Source organism: Halorubrum ezzemoulense DSM 17463 (assembly GCF_002114285.1).
Taxonomy (GTDB): domain Archaea; phylum Halobacteriota; class Halobacteria; order Halobacteriales; family Haloferacaceae; genus Halorubrum; species Halorubrum ezzemoulense.
The window spans coordinates 1-18,207 of record NZ_NEDJ01000065.1; the positions used below are offsets into that span (position 1 = coordinate 1).

Annotated in this window: 18 protein-coding genes; 8 read left to right on the forward strand and 10 right to left on the reverse strand. The window is 71.3% G+C overall.

The annotated features are described in order from the left end of the window. Window positions 1-53 precede the first annotated feature (53 nt). On the forward strand, window positions 54-413 hold the full coding sequence (locus B9H04_RS14365) for a hypothetical protein (protein ID WP_049929417.1): 360 nt from the start codon (window positions 54-56) through the stop codon (window positions 411-413). A 27-nt stretch (window positions 414-440) separates the two neighbouring features. Here the strand turns inward: B9H04_RS14365 and B9H04_RS14370 are convergent, their stop codons facing one another. From B9H04_RS14370 to B9H04_RS14405, 8 genes are all read right to left on the reverse strand, one after another. Continuing rightward, window positions 441-782: a DUF6176 family protein gene (locus B9H04_RS14370; RefSeq protein ID WP_049929416.1), complete on the reverse strand. Its 342-nt coding sequence runs from the start codon at window positions 780-782 to the stop codon at window positions 441-443. A gap of 76 nt (window positions 783-858) precedes the next feature. Next, window positions 859-2,409 (reverse strand): cryptochrome/photolyase family protein, encoded by a 1,551-nt coding sequence (locus tag B9H04_RS14375; protein WP_085682817.1) that lies wholly within the window; start codon window positions 2,407-2,409, stop codon window positions 859-861. Between the two features lie 71 nt (window positions 2,410-2,480). Further along, window positions 2,481-4,925: a DEAD/DEAH box helicase gene (locus B9H04_RS14380; RefSeq protein ID WP_049929414.1), complete on the reverse strand. Its 2,445-nt coding sequence runs from the start codon at window positions 4,923-4,925 to the stop codon at window positions 2,481-2,483. Window positions 4,926-5,048: 123 nt separating this feature from the next. Beyond that, window positions 5,049-5,714, reverse strand: a complete 666-nt coding sequence (locus B9H04_RS14385) for a GNAT family N-acetyltransferase (RefSeq protein WP_049929413.1) — start codon at window positions 5,712-5,714, stop codon at window positions 5,049-5,051. A gap of 104 nt (window positions 5,715-5,818) precedes the next feature. Then, window positions 5,819-6,607 (reverse strand): mechanosensitive ion channel domain-containing protein, encoded by a 789-nt coding sequence (locus B9H04_RS14390; RefSeq protein ID WP_085682818.1) that lies wholly within the window; start codon window positions 6,605-6,607, stop codon window positions 5,819-5,821. Window positions 6,608-6,610: 3 nt separating this feature from the next. Then, the gene (gene dacZ / locus B9H04_RS14395; RefSeq protein WP_085682819.1) at window positions 6,611-7,420 is read right to left on the reverse strand and encodes a diadenylate cyclase DacZ; all 810 of its coding nucleotides are present in this window, start codon (window positions 7,418-7,420) and stop codon (window positions 6,611-6,613) included. Between the two features lie 155 nt (window positions 7,421-7,575). Further along, entirely contained in the window at window positions 7,576-9,201 is a 1,626-nt protein-coding gene (locus tag B9H04_RS14400; RefSeq protein ID WP_085682820.1) for a GMC family oxidoreductase, read from the reverse strand. Window positions 9,202-9,311: 110 nt separating this feature from the next. Further along, a complete protein-coding gene (locus tag B9H04_RS14405; RefSeq protein WP_049929408.1) occupies window positions 9,312-10,040 on the reverse strand; it encodes an SDR family NAD(P)-dependent oxidoreductase in 729 nt (242 codons plus the stop codon). 269 nt (window positions 10,041-10,309) lie between these two features. On the opposite strand from B9H04_RS14405, the gene B9H04_RS14410 reads away from it, so the two are divergent. The 4 genes from B9H04_RS14410 (at window position 10,310) to B9H04_RS14425 (ending at window position 14,192) form a co-directional block, all read left to right on the forward strand. Further along, window positions 10,310-10,930, forward strand: coding sequence for a class I SAM-dependent methyltransferase (locus B9H04_RS14410; protein ID WP_049929407.1), 621 nt, complete (start codon window positions 10,310-10,312; stop codon window positions 10,928-10,930). A gap of 83 nt (window positions 10,931-11,013) precedes the next feature. Continuing rightward, window positions 11,014-12,126: an aldo/keto reductase gene (locus B9H04_RS14415; RefSeq protein ID WP_049929406.1), complete on the forward strand. Its 1,113-nt coding sequence runs from the start codon at window positions 11,014-11,016 to the stop codon at window positions 12,124-12,126. Between the two features lie 57 nt (window positions 12,127-12,183). Beyond that, entirely contained in the window at window positions 12,184-12,840 is a 657-nt protein-coding gene (locus B9H04_RS14420) for a hypothetical protein (protein ID WP_049929405.1), read from the forward strand. Further along, window positions 12,840-14,192: a hypothetical protein gene (locus tag B9H04_RS14425; RefSeq protein ID WP_049929404.1), complete on the forward strand. Its 1,353-nt coding sequence runs from the start codon at window positions 12,840-12,842 to the stop codon at window positions 14,190-14,192. Before B9H04_RS14420 ends, B9H04_RS14425 begins: the two co-directional genes overlap by 1 nt. Before the next feature lie 145 nt (window positions 14,193-14,337). Here B9H04_RS14425 and B9H04_RS18835 read toward each other — a convergent pair whose 3' ends face one another. After that, on the reverse strand, window positions 14,338-14,508 hold the full coding sequence (locus B9H04_RS18835) for an HVO_0758 family zinc finger protein (protein ID WP_167373059.1): 171 nt from the start codon (window positions 14,506-14,508) through the stop codon (window positions 14,338-14,340). A gap of 171 nt (window positions 14,509-14,679) precedes the next feature. Here B9H04_RS18835 and B9H04_RS14430 point away from each other — a divergent pair, with 171 nt between their 5' ends. From B9H04_RS14430 to B9H04_RS14440, 3 genes are all read left to right on the forward strand, one after another. Then, entirely contained in the window at window positions 14,680-15,864 is a 1,185-nt protein-coding gene (locus B9H04_RS14430; protein ID WP_049929403.1) for an MFS transporter, read from the forward strand. Window positions 15,865-15,974: 110 nt separating this feature from the next. Next, window positions 15,975-17,159 carry a glycosyltransferase family protein gene (locus B9H04_RS14435; RefSeq protein WP_049929402.1) on the forward strand — a complete coding sequence of 395 codons (1,185 nt, stop codon included), beginning with the start codon at window positions 15,975-15,977 and terminating at the stop codon, window positions 17,157-17,159. Window positions 17,160-17,161: 2 nt separating this feature from the next. Further along, complete coding sequence (locus B9H04_RS14440) at window positions 17,162-17,686, forward strand: DUF7109 family protein (protein WP_049929401.1); 525 nt, start codon at window positions 17,162-17,164, stop codon at window positions 17,684-17,686. A 19-nt stretch (window positions 17,687-17,705) separates the two neighbouring features. Here the strand turns inward: B9H04_RS14440 and B9H04_RS14445 are convergent, their stop codons facing one another. Further along, window positions 17,706-18,158: a DUF5804 family protein gene (locus B9H04_RS14445; RefSeq protein ID WP_049929400.1), complete on the reverse strand. Its 453-nt coding sequence runs from the start codon at window positions 18,156-18,158 to the stop codon at window positions 17,706-17,708. Window positions 18,159-18,207 lie beyond the last annotated feature (49 nt).

An 18,207-nucleotide genomic window follows, 5' to 3' on the forward strand; every position in this document is an offset into this window, starting at 1 on the left:
CTGGCGGAGTCTGTCGCGGTGATTTATGAGCCCGCGGAATGAATGAAAGCGACATGTCACCGATCGCCGACGCGATCCTCGCGTTCGACGGGCCCGCGCCCCGGGTCGTCGCCGATCTCCGGAGCGTGTCGTTCGAGGTCGAACACGTCCGCGAGGACGTGGAGGACCGCTACTCGGACGCCGACCTCGACGAGGCGTACCAGCTGGTGATGTCGAACCAGATCACGGGCGACGACTTCAAGCGCCTCGTGGGGAAGAGTCGGTACGCTGCGCAGACGCTGTTCTTCGACGACCTGGTGGTGTTCCTCTTCCCGTCGAACCGATACGACGCGGTGTTCGCGTCGTTCGACTACGACGAGTCCTTCCCGGTGAACGAGCTGGTGAGCGCGGTCTGTGAGGCGACGACCGAGTGACCGCGCGGCGGAACCGGTTCCCGGGCGTTAGCGGCCGGGGTTTTCGAGGTGATAGAGGAGGTCGTACTCGCCGACGTTCTCGCCGGTTTCGAGGACCTCGCTCAGCACGCGCTCGTGCTCCTCGTCGATGTCGTGGGACGACTCTTCGTACGCCTCGTAGACCGCGTCGATGTCCTCGGCTTTCATATAGTAAACGAGGTAGTCCCCGTCGTCGGCGTGCTCGACGAACGCGGCCTCGGAGTACATCCCTTCGTTGCGCAGGGTTTCAACCGCCTCGGACTCTCGATCCCGAATCTCTCGCGCCCACGCTTCGAGCCGCTCGGTCGCTCCGGACTCGATCCGCTGTTTCGTGAGGACGACGTCGACCATACGGCCGGGTCGCGCCCGTTTCACCTAACGGTTGTCCGCCTTTGTTAACTGTTGGCACGCTCTCGGACGGCGGGAGTCAGTCCTCCTCCGGGTCCTCGCCGCGGGCCCGCTTGTACATGGCGAGGGCCTCCTCGCGGCGCTCCGAGTGGTCGACGATCGGCGCGGGATACGCCGGGGCCGCGTTCGCGCGCTGTGTCGGCGACAGCTCGTGCCACTCGTGGATGAGGTCGGGCTCGACGCCGCGCAGTTCGGGGACGTACGCCGTGATGTACTCCGCGTCGGGGTCGTATCGCTCGCCCTGCGTCATGGGGTTGAAGATGCGGAAGTACGGCTGCGCGTCGGTCCCCGTCGAGGCCGCCCACTGCCAGCCGCCGTTGTCGTTCGCGGTGTCGTGGTCGGCCAGCCGCTCGCGGAAGTGGTCGTAGCCGTGCCGCCAGTCCGCGAGCAGGTCCTTCGTGAGGAAGGAGGCGACGATCATCCGCACGCGGTTGTGTATGAACGCCTCCTCGCGCAGCTGGCGCATCCCGGCGTCGACGATGGGATATCCCGTCTCGCCGCGCTTCCACGCCGCGATCTCGTCGGGGTCGTCGCGCCAGTCGATCCCCTCCTCGTACTCCTTGTAGTTCGCCGTCACCACCTCGGGGTTGTGGAAGAGGACCTGCGTGTAGAACTCCCGCCACGCCAGCTGCTGTTGGAACTCCTCGACCTGCTCGGGGGCGTCGTCGGGCCGCGCGTCCGACGCCGCCTCGGCCATCGCCTCCTCGGTCGCCGCGTACGCCTCGCGGACGCCGATCTCCCCGTACTTGAGGAAGGTCGACAGCCGCGAGGTCGCGTCCTCGGCGGGGTAGTCGCGCTCGGCCTCGTAGGCGAACACCGCCTCGTCGAGGAAGTCGGAGAGGCGCTCGCGCGCGGCAGCGGTCCCCGCCGGCCCGACATCGGCGTCCGGCTCGGCGAAGCCGAGGTCGGCGGGCGGCGGGAGGTCGCCCACCGTGGCGACGGGGAGCGCGTCGACGCCGGCGTCGGCCACCGTCGCGTCGCCCGCGTCGGTCCCGTCGATAGCGTCGACCGCGTCTGTCAGTCGGTCTGCGGCGGCGAGCGCAGCGCCGGTCGGCGCGGAAAGGGGGTCGTCCTTCGCGCGGTCGGTCCACTTCTTCCAGTAGTAGCTGTACACGGAGTACGGGTCCCCGGCGTTCGTCCGGATCGCGTCGGGGTCGTGGAGGACCGCGTCGTGGTGGGCCTCTCGCGCGACGCCGGCCGCGTCGAGCGCGCGTCGAACCCCGGCGTCGCGCTCGCGGGCGAGCCCCGAGTAGTCGCGGTTCCAGACGACGCGCTCGGCGCCGAGCGCCTCGGCGAGGCGCGGGAGCAGCGCTTCAGGGTCCCCGTGCGCGACGATCAGGCCGCTCCCGCGCTCGCGGTACGCCTCGCGGAGCGCCGCGAGCCCGTCGAGCAGGCGGCGGACCCGCACGTCGCTCGCGTGGTCGAGCACGTCGGGGTCGAAGACGAAGACGGGCGCGGCGGGCCCCTGGTCGGCGTCTTCGCTCGTGTCTCCGTCGCCGGCCCCCGCGGCGGCCGCTAAGCCGACGTTGTCCGCGACTCTGAGGTCCCGTCGGTGCCAGAACAGCTCCATGGGATCCGCACGGACGCGTCCACCGTGAAACCACCGGGACCGACGGAGGCTTGACTGGCTCCGAGCAGGTCCTATCGAGCGTCCGCGTCGGCCCCCGTGAGCGATTCGAGCAGTCGCACGGCCGGCGCTTTCGCCAGCGGGTCGTTCCCGTTCCCGCAGTGGGGCGACTGGACGCAGGCGGGGCAGCCACCCTCGCAGCCGCAGGTGTCGATCAGACGCGCGGTTCGGGTCATCAGCTCCTCGATCCGCCGGTGGCCGCGGCGCGTGAGTCCGACGCCGCCGGGGTAGCCGTCGTAGACGAACACCGCCGGCCCCTCAGTGTGCGGGTGGTGGGGCGTCGAGATCCCCCCCACGTCGGCCCGGTCGCACAGCAGGTGGAAAGGGAACAGCGAGATGATCCCGTGTTCGGCGGCGTGGATCCCGCCGTTGAACGCGTACTCGCCGCCCGGGATCGGCTCGCCGTCGACATCGACGCCCGAATCGGGCGCACCTCCGTCGGCGCTGACCTCGGGATCTCCGGCGTCCCCATCGTCGAGCGCGTCGCCGAGTCGCCGCATCTCGCGCTCGACGTCCGCGGGCACGGGGAAGTACAACGACTTCGTCCGTAGCGTCGTCTCCGGGAGGTCGAGCGTCGACTCGCCGAGCGACTCCCCGGTCGCCGCGTCTTTCCGCACGAACCCCGTGATCTGCTCGGTCACCGTGACGTCCGCGAACCGGACGGGCACGTCGGGGCGCGCCGAGAGCGCCCGCTCGTCGAGGTCCTCGTTCACGACGATGTCCTTGTCGGAGCGCACCTGCGTGTAGTAGTCCGCCCACGACTGCTGGAGCTCGGCCACGTCGCGGTCGAGGTCCAACTCGACCACCTCGTAGGTGCGGCCCTGCTGGTGGTAGATCGCGCCCGGGTGGGCGTCGCGGAGCGCGTCCGCGAAGGCGAGCGTCGCGACCGTCTCGCCGCTCGACCGCTCGATCAGCGATATCTCGCGCTCCTCGGCCGTGCGGAGGTTCACGGACTGCTGGGGGCTTCCGTCGCCGGCGTGGACCCAGCGCGTGCCCTTCGCGGCCTCGCGCCGTTCGAGGGCGCCCGCCTCGGTCAGGCCGGCGACGACGCCCGGGAACGTGTCGCCGAAGAAGCGCTCGTCGTCTGGAGAGAGCCAGTTCTCGTCGGCCGCGCAGGCGACGTGGCCGGGCATGAGCTGCCCGTTCTCCGGGTCGCAGATCGCGTCCTCCGGCGGCGCGTCGAAGAAGTCGCTCGGGTTGCGCATCAGGTACTGGTCGAGCTGGTCCTCGCCCCCGACCATGACGACCGTGGCCGGGTCGTCGCCGCGACCGGCCCGCCCCGCGCGCTGGTGCGCGGACATCCGCGTGCCGGGGTAGCCGTCCAGCACCACGGCGTCGAGCCCGCCCACGTCGACGCCGAGTTCGAGGGCGCTCGTCGACCAGACGCCGCGGAGGTCGCCCGCGTGGAGGTCGGCCTCGATCTCGCGGCGTCGGTCGTCGGTGAGCGCCGCCTGGTACGCGCCGACCTTCCCTGCGAGGTCGCGCTCCCCCCGCTCGCGGAGGTCGCTCGCGCTGTCGGTCGCGTACTGCTCGGCGGTCTGGCGGGCGCGGGTGAACGCGAGCGTCTGCTGGCCCGCCGTGACGAGGTCGACGAAGAGGCGCTTGCTCTCCGTGTGGCTCGACTTCCGGCGGCCGCTGCCGCGCTCCTGCCAGTCGTCGTCGTACTCGGGCGGGTTCCACAGCACCCAGTTGCGCGGCCCGCGCCCCGAGGTGTCCTCGTCGACGAGGGCGATCCCGTCGGGGTCGCGGCCGGTAACGGTCGCGACGTGGTCGACGGGGTTGTTGATCGTCGCCGAGCAGCAGACGAACTGCGGCGCGGAGCCGAATCGCTCGCAGGTTCGCGCGAGCCGGCGGAGGGTCAGCGCGACCTGCGATCCGAACACGCCGCGGTAGCTGTGGACCTCGTCGATTACGACGTGCTCCAGCGAGGAGAAGAACCAGTCCCACAGGCGCCCCGCGTACGGGAGCAGCGCGTAGTGGAGCATGTCCGGGTTCGAGAGGAGGACGGTTGGGCGGCGGTCGCGTACGTCGCGCTTCTCCGCCCGCGAGAGCCGCCCGGTGTACGAGTCGACCGACACGCGGCTGCCGAAGCCGAGGTCGGCCGCGAGCTCGGACAGCGACTCCTCCTGGTCGGCTATCAGCGCGTTCTGCGGGCCGATGTACAGCGTGCGCCCGCCGTGGTCCATCGCGGCCTCGAACGCCGGGACGGTGTACGCGAGCGACTTGCCGCTGGCCGTCTCGGTCGCGAGCACGACGTCGTCGCCGTCGCGGACCGCGCCGATGGCGTCGGCCTGATGCCGGTAGAGCCGCTCGATCCCACGGTCCGCGAGCGCGTCGGCGAGCCGCGGTTCGAGGTCGACATCGGCGAACTCCGGCTCGCGCGCCGGGAGCCGCCGTTGGTCGGCGATCTGTCCCTCGTAGAAGGGGCGGTCTCGCAGCCACTCGATGGCGTCGTCCACGGTTACGATACCCTCGGGTCGGCGGGGCCTAACGGTTGCGGTGGCACCGAGGAGAGTGCGGTGTCGACCGGGCGGTTGCGGGAACGCTGTGGCGGCCAGTCGCCCGCGGGGGCGCCGTGCCGCTCAGTCGTCCGCGGGCGATCGCTCGGGACCGCCGTCGGTCGGTGAGAGGTCGACCGCCGGCTCCGCGGGGCCCTCGCGGGCGAGCGGCGGCCAGCGGACCTCGGTCGCGATCGGCTGGTCGAGGTCGACCCGCATCCGGAGGTCGCCGCGCCGCTCGACGACTTCGAAGCCGACCGTCCGGTAGACGCTCCGCGCGGGGCGGTTCCCGGTCTCGACGTGGAGTTCGATCCCGTCGCGGCCGGCGGCCGCGGCGTTGGCGATCACGTGACGGCACAGCTCCGTCCCGACGCCGCGGTCCTGCGCGTCCGGGTGGACGAAGACGGCGAGTTCGGGGGTGTCGGCGTCGGTCGGGGTGTACATCGCGTGGCCGAACAGTTCGCCGTCCCGCTCGGCGACGACGTTGTTCCCCTCCGACAGCATGGATCGGATCCAGTCGACGCGCCGGCGCCGGCTCACCGGCGGGAGCCCCTGCGCGCGGTGGGGGCGGCCGAACCGCTCGTACATCTCTGCGAGGAACGGCTCGTCCGCGTCGGTCGCGGGCCGGATCGTCCAGCGCGCGCCCTCCTTGTCGACGAAGCGCGGACACCGCGGCGGGCAGTGCGGCGTCCCCTCGCACTCGCTCCCGTCCCAGCCGTCGCAAGCGGCGCTCGCGGTATCGGAGGTCATGTATCAACGTTGGCGTCGGGCCGTGTTATATGGTGACAACGACTTTCACAGCGTGAGAATCGGTAACGGAGTCGGCGTCGGCCGCAACGTGGTCGGATCGGGGGTTACTCCCGGATCAGCACGATCCCCTCGCGGAACACGACGTGGTTCGGGAGGACGTGCTCCTCGCCGTCGGTCTCGATGTGGGTGACGAAGAGGTCGACCTCCTGAACGACGCCGCGCTCGCCGGCGACGCGGACCTCGTCGCCGATGCCGTACGGCTGTCGGAGCAGGAGAAAGACGCCGGCGGCGGCCGACGCGACGAGGTCCTTCGTCGCGAGCGCGGCGAACAGCACCACTGCGAACGCGTACGCCGCGAGCAGCACGATGAGCGCGAGCGTCTGGACGCCCACCTGTCCGAGGGCGATGAGCGCGGCGACGTAGACGACGCTGGAGTTCACGACCGTCGGGAGCACGCCGAGTTCGGGGAGCTTGATCCCCCGGAGGCGCTCGGCGACGAGCAGCTCCGCCTTGTCGCCGACGACGACGCCGACGATGACGACGACGGCGGCGACGAACAGCCGCGGGAGGAAGGCGGCGACGCCGGACCAGAACTGTTCGAGGTAGTTCACGTCTGCGACCGTGAGGGCGACGATGACCGCGACGGCGACGATGAAGTAGCTCGACAGCTGCGCCAAGATCCGCACCGTCGAGGTGTCGAACTCGCGGGCCGTCCGCTCGAAGGTGGTCCCCTCGATCACCTCGGGGACGCCCGCCCGGCGGAGCAGCCGGCGGTTGATCACGCCGGTGAGGTACGCCAGCGCGAGACCGAAGAGGAGCACCGCCAGCGCCAGCCAGATCCGGTACCGCACGTTCAGGAGGAACTCTGGGACGGTGATCTGGACCGCGGACATGAGTCAGTACTCCTCCGGATCGATCTCCAAGACGAGTTCGCCCGCCTTGAACGCCCGGACGAGCCCGTCCGACTCGGAGAGGACGATCGCGGTCGAGTTGGTGTCGCGGGTGATCGCGGCTCCGGACATGTGGCGCGCGCCGAGGCCCTTCGGGATGTCGACCCCCTCGGCGGCGGGTTCGAGGTAACGGTACGCCGAGACGATCTTCCCGGAGTCGGAGACGACGAACGCGCCGTCCAGCCGCGAGAACTCCTTGAGCATGACGTTCACGATTGGGTCGCCGACGTGGACGTGGCTCTTCTCGAATGGGTTGTACGACAGCGGCCGCGACTTGTTCATCACCTTCCCCGCGTCGCCGACGACGAACAGCGCGCCCACCGGCTTCCCCTTTTGTCCCTTCTGACCGAGTTCGATCGCGACCTCGAACACGTCGCGGATCACGCTCGGCTCGGCGCGGGAGTTGGCGAACAGGTCGAAGATGCCGGTGTGGATACTCTCGTCGACGGTGACCCGGACGACCGCGTCCGAGCCGCCCTCGAAGACGGAGGCGACGCACGCGACCTCGTCGCCCTCGGAGACGAGGTCCGCGTCCATCGCGCCCTCGATGCCGAACCGGATCCGGTCTTTCACGTTGTCGAAGGGGAGCGGGAGATCGACGAACGTCTCAGCGTCGACATCGTTGTCGGGCGCGACGACGACGACCTCGCTCCCGCCGTTCGCGAACCGCTCATAGAAGGAGCTCGTCGGAGAGAACAGCAGCGCGGCGTCGACGTCAGCGACGAGGTCCGCCAGGGGGTCGGTGAGCGAGTCCATTGACGCAACTGACACGAGGAATCCGTATAGTCGTTGCGTCGGCGTCGTGCGTGCGTCTGACGCCGAACGAGAGCGGCGGCGGCGCGGTCCGGAGCGAAGCGGCCAGCGGGGCGCGGTCCGGAGCGAAGCGGCCGCTGGCGCGGGCCCGAACCAGGTCAGTCGTCGGCGGCCGCGGCCGGCTCCGTCGCGCTCGGCGTCGGCCGGTCGCGGATCAGGTCCGCCGCCCGCTCAGCGACGGCGATCGTCGGGGCGTTCGTGTTGCCGCCGACGAGCGTGGGCATCACGCTCGCGTCGACGACGCGGAGCCCCTCGACGCCGTGAACCCGAAGCTCCTCGTCCACGACCGCCGCCTCGTCGTCCCCCATCGCGCACGTGCCGACGGGGTGGTACACGGTGTGGCACGTGTCGCGGACGTGCCGGGCGATCGCCTCGTCGGTCTCGGCGTCCTCGCCGGGCCACACCTCGCGCCCGACGTGCCCGGCGAGCGCGTCCTGCCGGGCGATCTCGCGGGCGCGCTTGACCCCGTCCACGAGCGTTTCGAGGTCCGCGTCCGCGTCGAGGTAGTTCGGGTCGATGATAGGGTCGTCGAACGGGTCGGCGGAGCGAAGCGTGACGCGCCCGCGGCTCTCCGGCCGGAGCTGCGTCGCGCCGATCGACAGCCCCCGCCCGGTCTCGGGGTTCGCGAAGCCGTGGTCCATGAAGTACGAGGGAGCGAAGTGGAACTGGAGGTCGGGCCGGGAATCGGCGCCGTCGGTGCGGACGAACCCGCCGGCCTCGGCGACGTTGGAGGTCAGCTTCCCGCGCTTGCGGAGGAACCAGTTGAAGACGTCCAGCAGGCCGCCGGCGTCGTCGAGCGTGCTGATGTCGCCGTCGGTCTCGTAGACGGTGAGCGCGAACAGGTGGTCTTGGAGGTTCCGACCAACGCCGGGCGACGCCGTCTCGACATCGATGCCGTGGTCCGCGAGGTGGTCTGGGTCGCCCACGCCCGCGAGCATGAGGAGCTGCGGGGAGTTGACCGCGCCGGCGCTGAGGAGGACCTCCTCAGCGGCCCCCGCGGACCGGCTCTGATCGTCCTGGCTGTACTGAACTCCCGTCGCGCGACCGTCCTCGATGGTCACCTCGGTCACCTGCGCGCCGGTCTCGGCAGTGAGGTTCGGTCGGTCGAGGGCGGGCTTGAGGTACGCGTCGGCGGCGCTGTGGCGTTCCCCGTTCTTCTGCGTGACGTGGTACATCCCCACGCCCTCCTGTGCCGCCCCGTTGAAGTCGTCCGTGCGGTCGTAGCCCGCCTGCGCGGCGGCGTCGACAAACGCCTGGGAGACCGGTCGCGGCGAGGACTGGTCCGTCACGTTGAGCGGCCCCGCGGACCCGTGGTAGGGCGATCCCGACGGCGTGAACGTCTCCGCCCGCTTGAAGTACTCCAGCATGGTCTCGTACCCCCAGCCGTTGTTGCCGAGGGCCGCCCAGTCGTCGTAGTCCGACGGGTGGCCGCGGATGTAGATCATCGCGTTCGTGGAGGAGCACCCGCCGAGCGTCTTACCGCGCGGCCAGTAGAGCCGTCGACCGCCGCAGCCGTCCTGCGGCTCGGTGTAGTACTCCCAGTCCGCGTCGCTCTCGAACAGCTCCGGAAAGCCCGCCGGGATCCGCATGTTCCGGTCGTCGTCGGGTGTGCCCGCTTCGAGGAGCAGCACGCTCCTGTCCGGGGCCGCGGTGAGTCGGTTCGCGAGGACGCAGCCCGCAGAGCCCGCCCCGACGACGACGAAGTCGTATTCCGTGTCTGTCATAGACTAGCATGTGAGAGACTAGTATTTAAACGGATCAGCGACTACGAGGTCGCTCGGGTCACGCCGAATATGACTGGACAGACCGGGGTCGAAGCCGACGGGGCCGCGCGTCAGTGCGTCGTCCACCCGCCGTCGATCGAGAGGTTGACTCCGGTGATGTACGAGGCCTTGTCCGAGACGAGGAACGCCGCCGGTTCTGCGATCTCTTCCGGTTCGGCGATGCGGCCGATCGGCGTCTGACTGAGGACGAACTCGTAGAAAGAGTCGTCGTTAAGCTCTGACGCAGTCATCTCGGTCTCGACGAAGCCGGGACAGATGCTGTTCACCCGGACGCCGGCGTCGGCGTAATCGACGGCCGTCGTTCGGGTGAAGTTGACGACAGCGCCCTTCGCGGTCGCGTACGCGGCCGTCTGCGGTCCCCCGACCAGTCCGAACACCGACGCGACGTTGAGGACCGCCCCCGAGGACTCGCGCAGGTACGGCATGGCTGCTCGCGTCCCGTAGATGACGCCGTTGAGATTGACCTCTAACAACTTGTGCCAGTCCTCGAGCGACGTCTCCTCGACCGTTCCAGTGAGCCCGATCCCGGCATTGTTCACGAGGATGTCCAACCCGCCGTGTTCCTCGACCGTCTGTTCGACCAGCGATTCGACGGATTCGTACGACGAGACGTCGCACTGGACGAACGAACAGCCGAGCTCCTCGGCGGTCTCTCGTCCCGCCTCCTCGGTCCGGTTCGCGATCACGACCGACGCCCCTTGATCGACGAACTCCGCAGCGATGGCCTTCCCGATGCCGGCCGAGCCGCCGGTGACGATAGCGGTCTTTCCGTCGAGCATATTTACTCGTTTGTGTGTATATTTTGTATTTCTTTCGGAATATTGATACTGATATGTACTTCCCTCGTTTCGTTGTACCGGGAATCCGCCAGGCGTTTGAAGTCCGCTACGACCGTACCAACGGGTTTAAACGCGCGATAACGGCCGCGTACGGAGTACGAACGTCGGAGGGCCGTCGGCGCCTGACGCGTCCGAGCGGGCCGCGGCGGCGTCGGCGCACACCGCGCGCCGTTCGACGGCGTTATGCCTCGCTGCCAGAATCGTTATCCGTGAACATCAACACCGTCCGAGACTCCTGGACGAACCGGACGGGCGAATACTCGCCGGCGTACTACGCCCACCGCGGGCCGAACAAGACGAGCGAGCTGATCCGTGAGGGCCTCGACGCGCGCCTCGACCGCGACGCGGCCGTCCTCGAGCTGGGGTGCGGGTCGGGCCGGCACCTCGACCACCTCGCAACCCACGGCTTCGAGGACCTCTCTGGCGTCGACATCAACCCCGGGGCGTTCGACGAGATGCGGGACGCCTACCCCGAGCTCGCCGCCGACGGGACCTTTCACTGCGGCGCGATAGAGGACGTGGTCGGCGGGTTTGACGACGGCGCGTTCGACGCGGTGTTCTCGGTCGAGACGCTACAACACCTCCATCCGGACGCCGAGCCGGCCTTCGAGGAGATAGCGCGGATCACCGACGAGCTTCTGATCACGGCCGAGATCGAGGCCCCGACGCAGGGGTCGGCGTCAGCTCCGCCGGACGTGAACTACGTCGACGAGGGGACGCCGCTGTTCTACCGGGACTGGGGCGAGGTGTTCACCTCGCTCGGGCTCGTCGAGGTCGACGTCACCCGCGGGAAGCGAGACACCACGCGGACCTTCCGCGCGTCCCGTTGACAGACGCCCGTTCCTGACGCGGTGTGAGCGCGACCGGCGGTCTCCCGCGCGACTTTTACCCGCGAGCCGACAACTCCGGACACATGGCGACTCGCGAGGCCCTCTGGGGGTACCGGAACCGGTTCGGCGACGCCTTCGGGCGCACCTACTTCCGGCGGTTCGGTCCCGGCGTCGTCTCCAGCGTCGGGATCGGGACGTACCTCGGCGACCCGACGCCCGCGGTCGACGAGGCCTCGCGCGAGTCGATCGAGCTGGCGCTCCGGTCCGGCGTGAACCACGTGGACACCGCGGCCAACTACCGCTGCGGCCGCGCCGAGCGCGTCGTCGGCGAGGCGCTCCGGGACGCCCCCCTCGACCGGGAGTCGGTGGTCGTCGCCACGAAGGGCGGCTTCCTCCCGTTCGACGGCGAGCGACCGAGCGACCCGAGCGCGTACGTCCGCGAGCGCTTCGTCGAGCCGGGGATCGTCGACCCCGACGACCTCGCGAACGGGGCGCACGCGATGACCCCCGACTTCCTGGAGTGGTCGCTCGACCGCTCGCTCGACCGGCTCGGCCTCGACGCGGTCGACTGCTTCTACGTCCACAACCCCGAGACGCAGCTCGCTGTCAGGTCGCGTGGCGACGTGTACGACGCGCTCGAAGCCGCGTTCGAGGCGCTCGAACGCCGGCGCGCCGCGGGCGATGTCGGGGCTTACGGCGTCGCGACGTGGGACGCGTTCCGCGTTGCGGAGGACGGCGACCGGTACCTCTCGCTCGCGGAGGTGCTCTCGCGGGCCGAGGCCGCCGGCGAGGCGGTCGGCCCCGACGACGACCACGGGCTCGCGGCGGTCCAGGTCCCCTTCAACGTCGCGATGGCGGACGCGTTCACCCGGCGGAACCACCGCGCGCCGTCCGAGGGTGACGCGGACGGGCCCGTCTCGGCGCTCTCGTTCGCCCACGAGGCCGGGCTCTCTGTGGTGACGAGCGCGAGCATCGGACAGGGAGACCTCGCGGTCGAGGGCGCGGTCCCGCCCGACGTCGACGCGACGCTCGCCGGGGAGACGCCGGCCCAGCGCGCGCTCAACTTCGCGCGGAGCGCACCGGGCGTCACCTCGTCGCTCGTCGGCACGACCGACCCCGACCACGTCCGCGAGAACGTCGCCGCCGGCACCTTCGACCCGCTGGGCGCGTCGGCGTTCGACGCCGTCTTCGAGTGACCGCGGACGACGACCGGCCCCAAAAGAGGTTTACCCGGACCGACGGTATCGCCTCCTATGTCCCCCACCCGACGAGCCCTCCTCCGCGGCGGCGCCATCGGCGCTATCGCCGCGCTCGCCGGCTGCTCCGGCGCGGACGGCACAGGATCGGAGTCGGTCCGACGGCAGGTCTCCGGGACGGACACGGACCCGACCGTCCTGAAGCCGCGGAACCCGAGCGGCGACCCGGTCCTCCTCGACGGGAGCGCGACCAACGGCGCCGGAGAGCCCGTCGCGATCGACCGCGAGCTCGTCACGAGCGCCGAGCGGGCGGCCGAGCTGCTCGTGGCCGAGGACGTCGCCGAGGCGGACCGCGATCGGATCCGGTCGTTCCTCGACGAGACCGACTACGACGCGGAGACGGTGTACGTGTCGCCCGCCGGCATCGAGTCGTGCGAACGACTCCACATCGAGTCCGTCTCGTGGGATCCCGGGCACGTGGAGTTCGAGTACTGCCGCGAGCTCAGGCCGCCGGACGAGGCCTGCGAGGCCGACGCGCGGGTCGCGCTCGCCCTCCTCTTCCGGCTTCCGGTCGTCCTCGACGACCGGCTCACCGGGTCCGGCTCCAGCGGTAGGTCGCCGTGTCGGACTACGGACACGGAGTACGCGGTGATCGACGGGAACGCGACCGTCCCCGGGAACGCCACGGCGACCGACGAGTGGGGTGAGCTCTGATGCCGCGGGGGCTCACCCGGCGCGGCGCGCTCGCCGCTGCCGGCGCCGCCGCGCTCGGCTCGCTCGCCGGCTGCTCGGGCCGAGGGAGCGAGCGGCGGTTCTGGGACGACCCGCCGTCGCTCGACGTCGACGCCGTTCCACGCGAGTTCGACGATTCCGTCCCGGCTCGGCCGCGGATCGTCCCCGTCGGCTTCGAGCCGGAGGTCGCCGCCGCGTTCGCGGACCGCGTCGACCGCCTGCTCAGCCCGATCCCGGACCCCCTGACCGCGGAGCGGCTCCCGCACGGCGGGTTCCGCGGGCGCATCGAGGCGGAGCGGGCGGCGGCCCGCGAGGCGCTGCCGGGGCCCGACGAGCCGCTCGTTCCGCTGGAAGCGGTTAAGCGGTACTCAACGGCGCGCGATCACGCCGCGAGCGCCGTCGGCACGTGGGCGGGCGTGACCGTCGAGGGCGATCCGGGAGCGGTGGCGCCCGACGTCGGGGCGGTGCGTCAGCGCGCGTCTGAGACGCTGGACGCGCTCCCCGGTCCCGCCGCGGACCCCCTGGCGGGCGCCGCGGTCTACGGCCCGATCGAGCGGTGGTACGACGAGGCGCTCCGCCGGACGCTGGTCGGCAGCGGGAGTCCGGCCGACGAGGCGAACCCGATCCGCGCGGGAGAGGCGGTCGGAGACGTCGAGCGGGTCCAGTCGTACGTCGAGGCGGGACGGTACCTCGGCGACCGGTACGCGGCCTCGCTCGCCGACCCGCAGCCGGTCGCCGAACCGATCCGCCGCGAAATGGACCGCCTCGGCAGCGCGGTCGGCGACCGGCTCCGCGAGCTCCACGGCGAGGGGGTCGAGGACCTCAGGGAGAACCCCGGCCCGGAGGCCTTCGTCGACGAGCGCGCCGTCGCGCGGGACGCGCCGAGCGCCGACCTCCTGTCGAGCGCGGTCTACCGGAGCTTCGACGGGCTGTGGTTCGACCCGGTCGCGGTCGGCGAGTACGAGCCCGACCACCCGGCGACCGGGCTGACCCGGACCGCGCTCGTCCAGACCCGGCTCCGAGCGGTCGACGCTGTCGCCGCGCGCGTCGAGGCGGGCGACACGATGTTCCCGGACGACGCCGCGGCGATCGGCGCGGCGCGCGGCGCGGCGGTCGAGTCTGCCGCGGCGCTCGCGGAGAGCGAGAACCCGCTGGCGCGGTGGCTGGCGACGCAGTTCCTGCCGCTGTTCGCGGAGCAGGACGACGCGCTCGCGGCCGACGAGCGGAGCGCGCTCTCGGCCGCCACGGCGTACGCCGAGTACCGGTGGATCGAGATCGTCGCGGACGAGGCGGGGGCGGTGGCGGAGTCGGTCGCGACGGCGATCGATTCGTGAACGGCGACGGTCAGCGAGGAGAGGCGCGAGCGGTAGTCGAAGTCCGGCAGCGCGGCGGAGGCCGGTGCGGTGCGGGGGAGAGCGATTCGGAGCGGAGTGGTGCGGCGCGGAGGCCGGTGCGGTGCGACGACGGGCGAGACGACGGTCAGCGGAGCTCCTTGAACCGGCTTCCGCACTCCGGACAGATGCGGACGGAGAACACTTCGTCGGGGTCGTTCTCCTTTTTCAACACCTTTTCGCAGTCGGCACAGTTCAGCCGCTCGTAGGTGTCCTTCATCAGGTCGCCGTCGCGGAGTCCCTTGCGCGTGGATTTCATACTCCGCCGTTCGTCGTCGGGGCGGATAAAAACCCCGTACGACATCGGTCTGACGCGTCGAGCGAGATCGGCACCCGGCGGAGGGACGCGGCCGCAGCCCGCGAGCGGCTCCCGAGATCCGGGTGCGTGCGCTTCCGCAACGCTTGTGTCCGGGCGCGGAGAAGCGCCGCCGTGTCACGGACCCGGCTGTTCGGATCGCTTTGCGCGCTGGTGTTCCTCGTCAACTTCGCGCGCGTCGTGTTCGCCCCTCTGGTGGGAGAGTTCATCGACGCGTTCGGGATCCGCGAGGGGACCGCCGGGCTCATCGTCACGCTCGCGTGGCTCGGCTCGGCCGCGCCGCGCATCCCGGCCGGCTGGGCGCTCACGCGCTTCGCGCGGCGGCGCGTCATCCTCGTCTCCGGCGCGATGCTGACCGCGGGGGCGCTCGGCGTCGCCCTCGCGCCGAGCGTGCTCGCGCTGATGGTCGCCGCCTTCGCGATCGGCTTAGCCTCCGGCGTCTACTTCGTCGCCGCGAACCCGTTCATCGCGGAGCTGTTCCCGCAGCGCGTCGGACGCGTGATGGGCGTTCACGGCATGGCCAGCCAGCTCGCCGCCGTCATCGCCGCGCCCGCCGTCACCGTCGCGCTGTGGTACGACTGGCGGTACGCCTTCTACGCGCTCGCGCTCGCCGCGGCCGCCAGCACGGTCGTGTTCGTCGCGCTCGCGCGGCGGACTGACCTCCCGGACGCCGGCGCGAGCGACACCGACTTCCTCGGGGCCGCCCGCGGCGAGTGGAAGCTGATCCTCGCGGGCATCGTGCTGATGGGCCTCACGAGCTTCGTCTGGCAGGGCCTGTTCAACTTCTACGAGCTGTACATGATCGACAAGGACCTGACGCGGTCGACCGCGCGGAACCTCTTGACGGTGATCTTCGCCGCCGGCGTGCCCGCCTTCCTCGTCTCGGGCGACCTCGCCGACCGGCTTCCCCACGTCCCGTACCTGCTCGGCATCGTCACGGCGTTCGTCGGCGGGGTCGTCCTCGTGGTCGTCGCCGAGGGGCTGGCGGCGGTGATCGCCGCGAGCGTCGTCGTGGGGTTCGCCATCCACATGCTGTTCCCCGCTGGCGACACGTACCTGCTCGCGTCGCTGCCGGACGAGTCCCGCGCGTCGGCGTACGCGATGTTCTCGGCCGGGATGATGTCAACGCAGGCGGCCGGCTCCTGGGCCGTCGGCGAGGCGATCGAGGCGGGCGCGACGTACGACGCCGTCTTCCTCTCGCTCGCCGGGGGGCTGGCGCTCCTCGTCGCGGCGTACGCGGTGCTGTACCGCCTCGGACGCGTTCCCGGGGGCGCGGCGGGCGCGACGCGGAGGGTCTGAGGCGACGCCCCGAGCGCCGACCCCGCGGCCCGGCCGACCCCCCGCTCGGGGACCGACGCCGGCTTGGGGCACCGCACCTGTTTTGGTCGTCGCTCCCGTGTGATCGGTAAATGGAGTACGTTCAGGAGCGCGTGACGACCCTCCACGCGTTGACCGACCACCGGCCCGACGCCCCCACGGACCGCGCGGCGGTCGTCGTGCCGATGACCGAGCGCGAGTACGGGACGCTCGCGGCCGAGCGCGTGCTCTCGACGCTGGAGACGGTCGACCCCGCCCGCGTGATCGTTCCGCTCCGGGCGTCGCCCGACCGCGCCGGCCCGTTCGCGGACTGGCTCGACGGGTTCGACCTCGACGTCGAGACGCTGTGGTGCGACGGCCCCGAGCTCGCCTCGCTGCTCGAAGCGCGCGGGCTCGACGGCGACCGCGGCAAGGGTCGGGACGTGTGGCTCGCCCTCGGTCGCGCGCTCGACGAGGAGTTTGTCGTCGTCCACGACGCCGACACGAAGACCTACTCGCCGGCGTTCGTGAACCGGCTGCTGTTCCCGCTCGGGGAAGGGTACGCGTTCTCGAAGGGGTACTACGCCCGCGTCGAGGACGGCTCGCTGTACGGGCGGCTGTTCAGGCTGTTTTTCCGGCCGCTCGTCCGCGCGCTCGGCGACGCCGCGCCGGGGCGGGAGCCGGACGTGCTGGCGTACCTCTCGGCGTTCCGCTACGCGCTCGCCGGCGAGTTCGCGGCGACGAGCGAGCTCGTCTCCGAGCTCCGCGTCCAGCGCGGCTGGGGGCTGGAGGTCGGCACGCTCGGCGAGGCGTTCGACCGCGCCGGGTTCGCCGACAGCGCGCAGGTTGACCTGGGGAGCTACGAGCACGACCACCGCTCCGTCGAGGGGCCGACCGGCCTCGCGGACATGAGCCGGGCGGTCGGCGAGGCGACCCTGCGCGCGGTCGAAGACGCCGGCGTCGACGTCGACTACGACGGCCTCGCCGAGCGCTACCGCGAGGCCGCCGAGACGCTGGTCGACGGGTACGCGACCGACGCGGCGTTCAACGGGCTCTCGTACGACGCCGCCGACGAGCGGTCACAGGTGGCGACGTACGCCGAGGCGCTGGGGGAGCCCGGGCCGGACACTCGACTCCCGGCCTGGCGGAACGCTCCCGTCGACCCCGACGAGGTCTTCGAGGCCGCGACCGCCGACCTCGACGGGGCTCGGGGCGGGGGCACGGACGGCGGAACCGGCGCCGGCGGCAGCCCCGCGACCGACGCCGGACAGACGGGGCCCGCGCCGGGGGAGGACTGACGATGGCGCACGGGAGCGGGCCGAGCGTGGCCGCACGCGACGACCTCGCCGGCGTCGTCGACCTGTTCGAGTGGCTCACCCGCGCCGAGCTCTCGCGGGCGCTCTCAGAGCTGGCGTTCAAACAGCGGACCGAGGCCGACGAGGCCGCCATCGACGCCGCGATCGACCTCGCGGTCGACGAGTACGCGCTCGTGCCGGCGCCGGACGGGGCGCTCTCCGGGGACGACGTGACGGGCCACACCGCCGAATCGACCGCGCTCGCGGTCGGTCCCGCCGCGTTCCCGACGCTCCCGGAGGGCGCCGAGGACCTCCCGCACATCCTCGACGTGCCCGACCGGGGCGTCGACCGCGAGGCGCTCGCGGACGCGGTCCTCGACCGGCTCCGCCGCGAGGCGGTGACGGCGATAGACGAGGGGGACGCCGAGCGACTGGAAACGCTCGCGGACGTGACCTACGACGTGGAGGCGTGGGCGCCGGTCGACGTGGGCCCGGTCCGGACGCGGATCCTCGCCGAAGTGGACGAGTGACGGCGTCGGACTCGGGAGCTTACCCCGAGAACTCTGACTCGCTCACGCGGACGACGAGCGTCTCGTCGACGTCGCGGAGGTCGTACTCGGGCGTCTCGCCCTGTCGCCGCCGGACGTAGAGGGGTTCGACCGGGAGACCGTCGACGAGACCGAACACCTTCAATCGCTGGTCGGTCTCCTCGGGCGGCACGTCGCCGTCGCGGACCTCGCGGGCGAGGTCGCGGGAGAGCCACTCGTCGGACGCGACGGAGGGCTCTAACACGAGCGCCTCCTCGACGAAGCGGACGAGGTACCAGTCGAGGTCGTTGAGGAGCGAGACGGCGGCGCCGAGGCTCACGGTGTCGACGGCGACGCTGTTCTCGAACGGCTCCTCGATTCGGTAGGTCGCGAGCGCGTCGCGAGCCGTCTCGCGGGAGAGCAGCTCGTAGGAGAGCTCCACGTCGGGGTCGCCGAGGAGACACACCCGCGTCATGGCCCCACGTCGGACCGGCCCTGGCCCTTATACCGATCTCCGCGCCCAC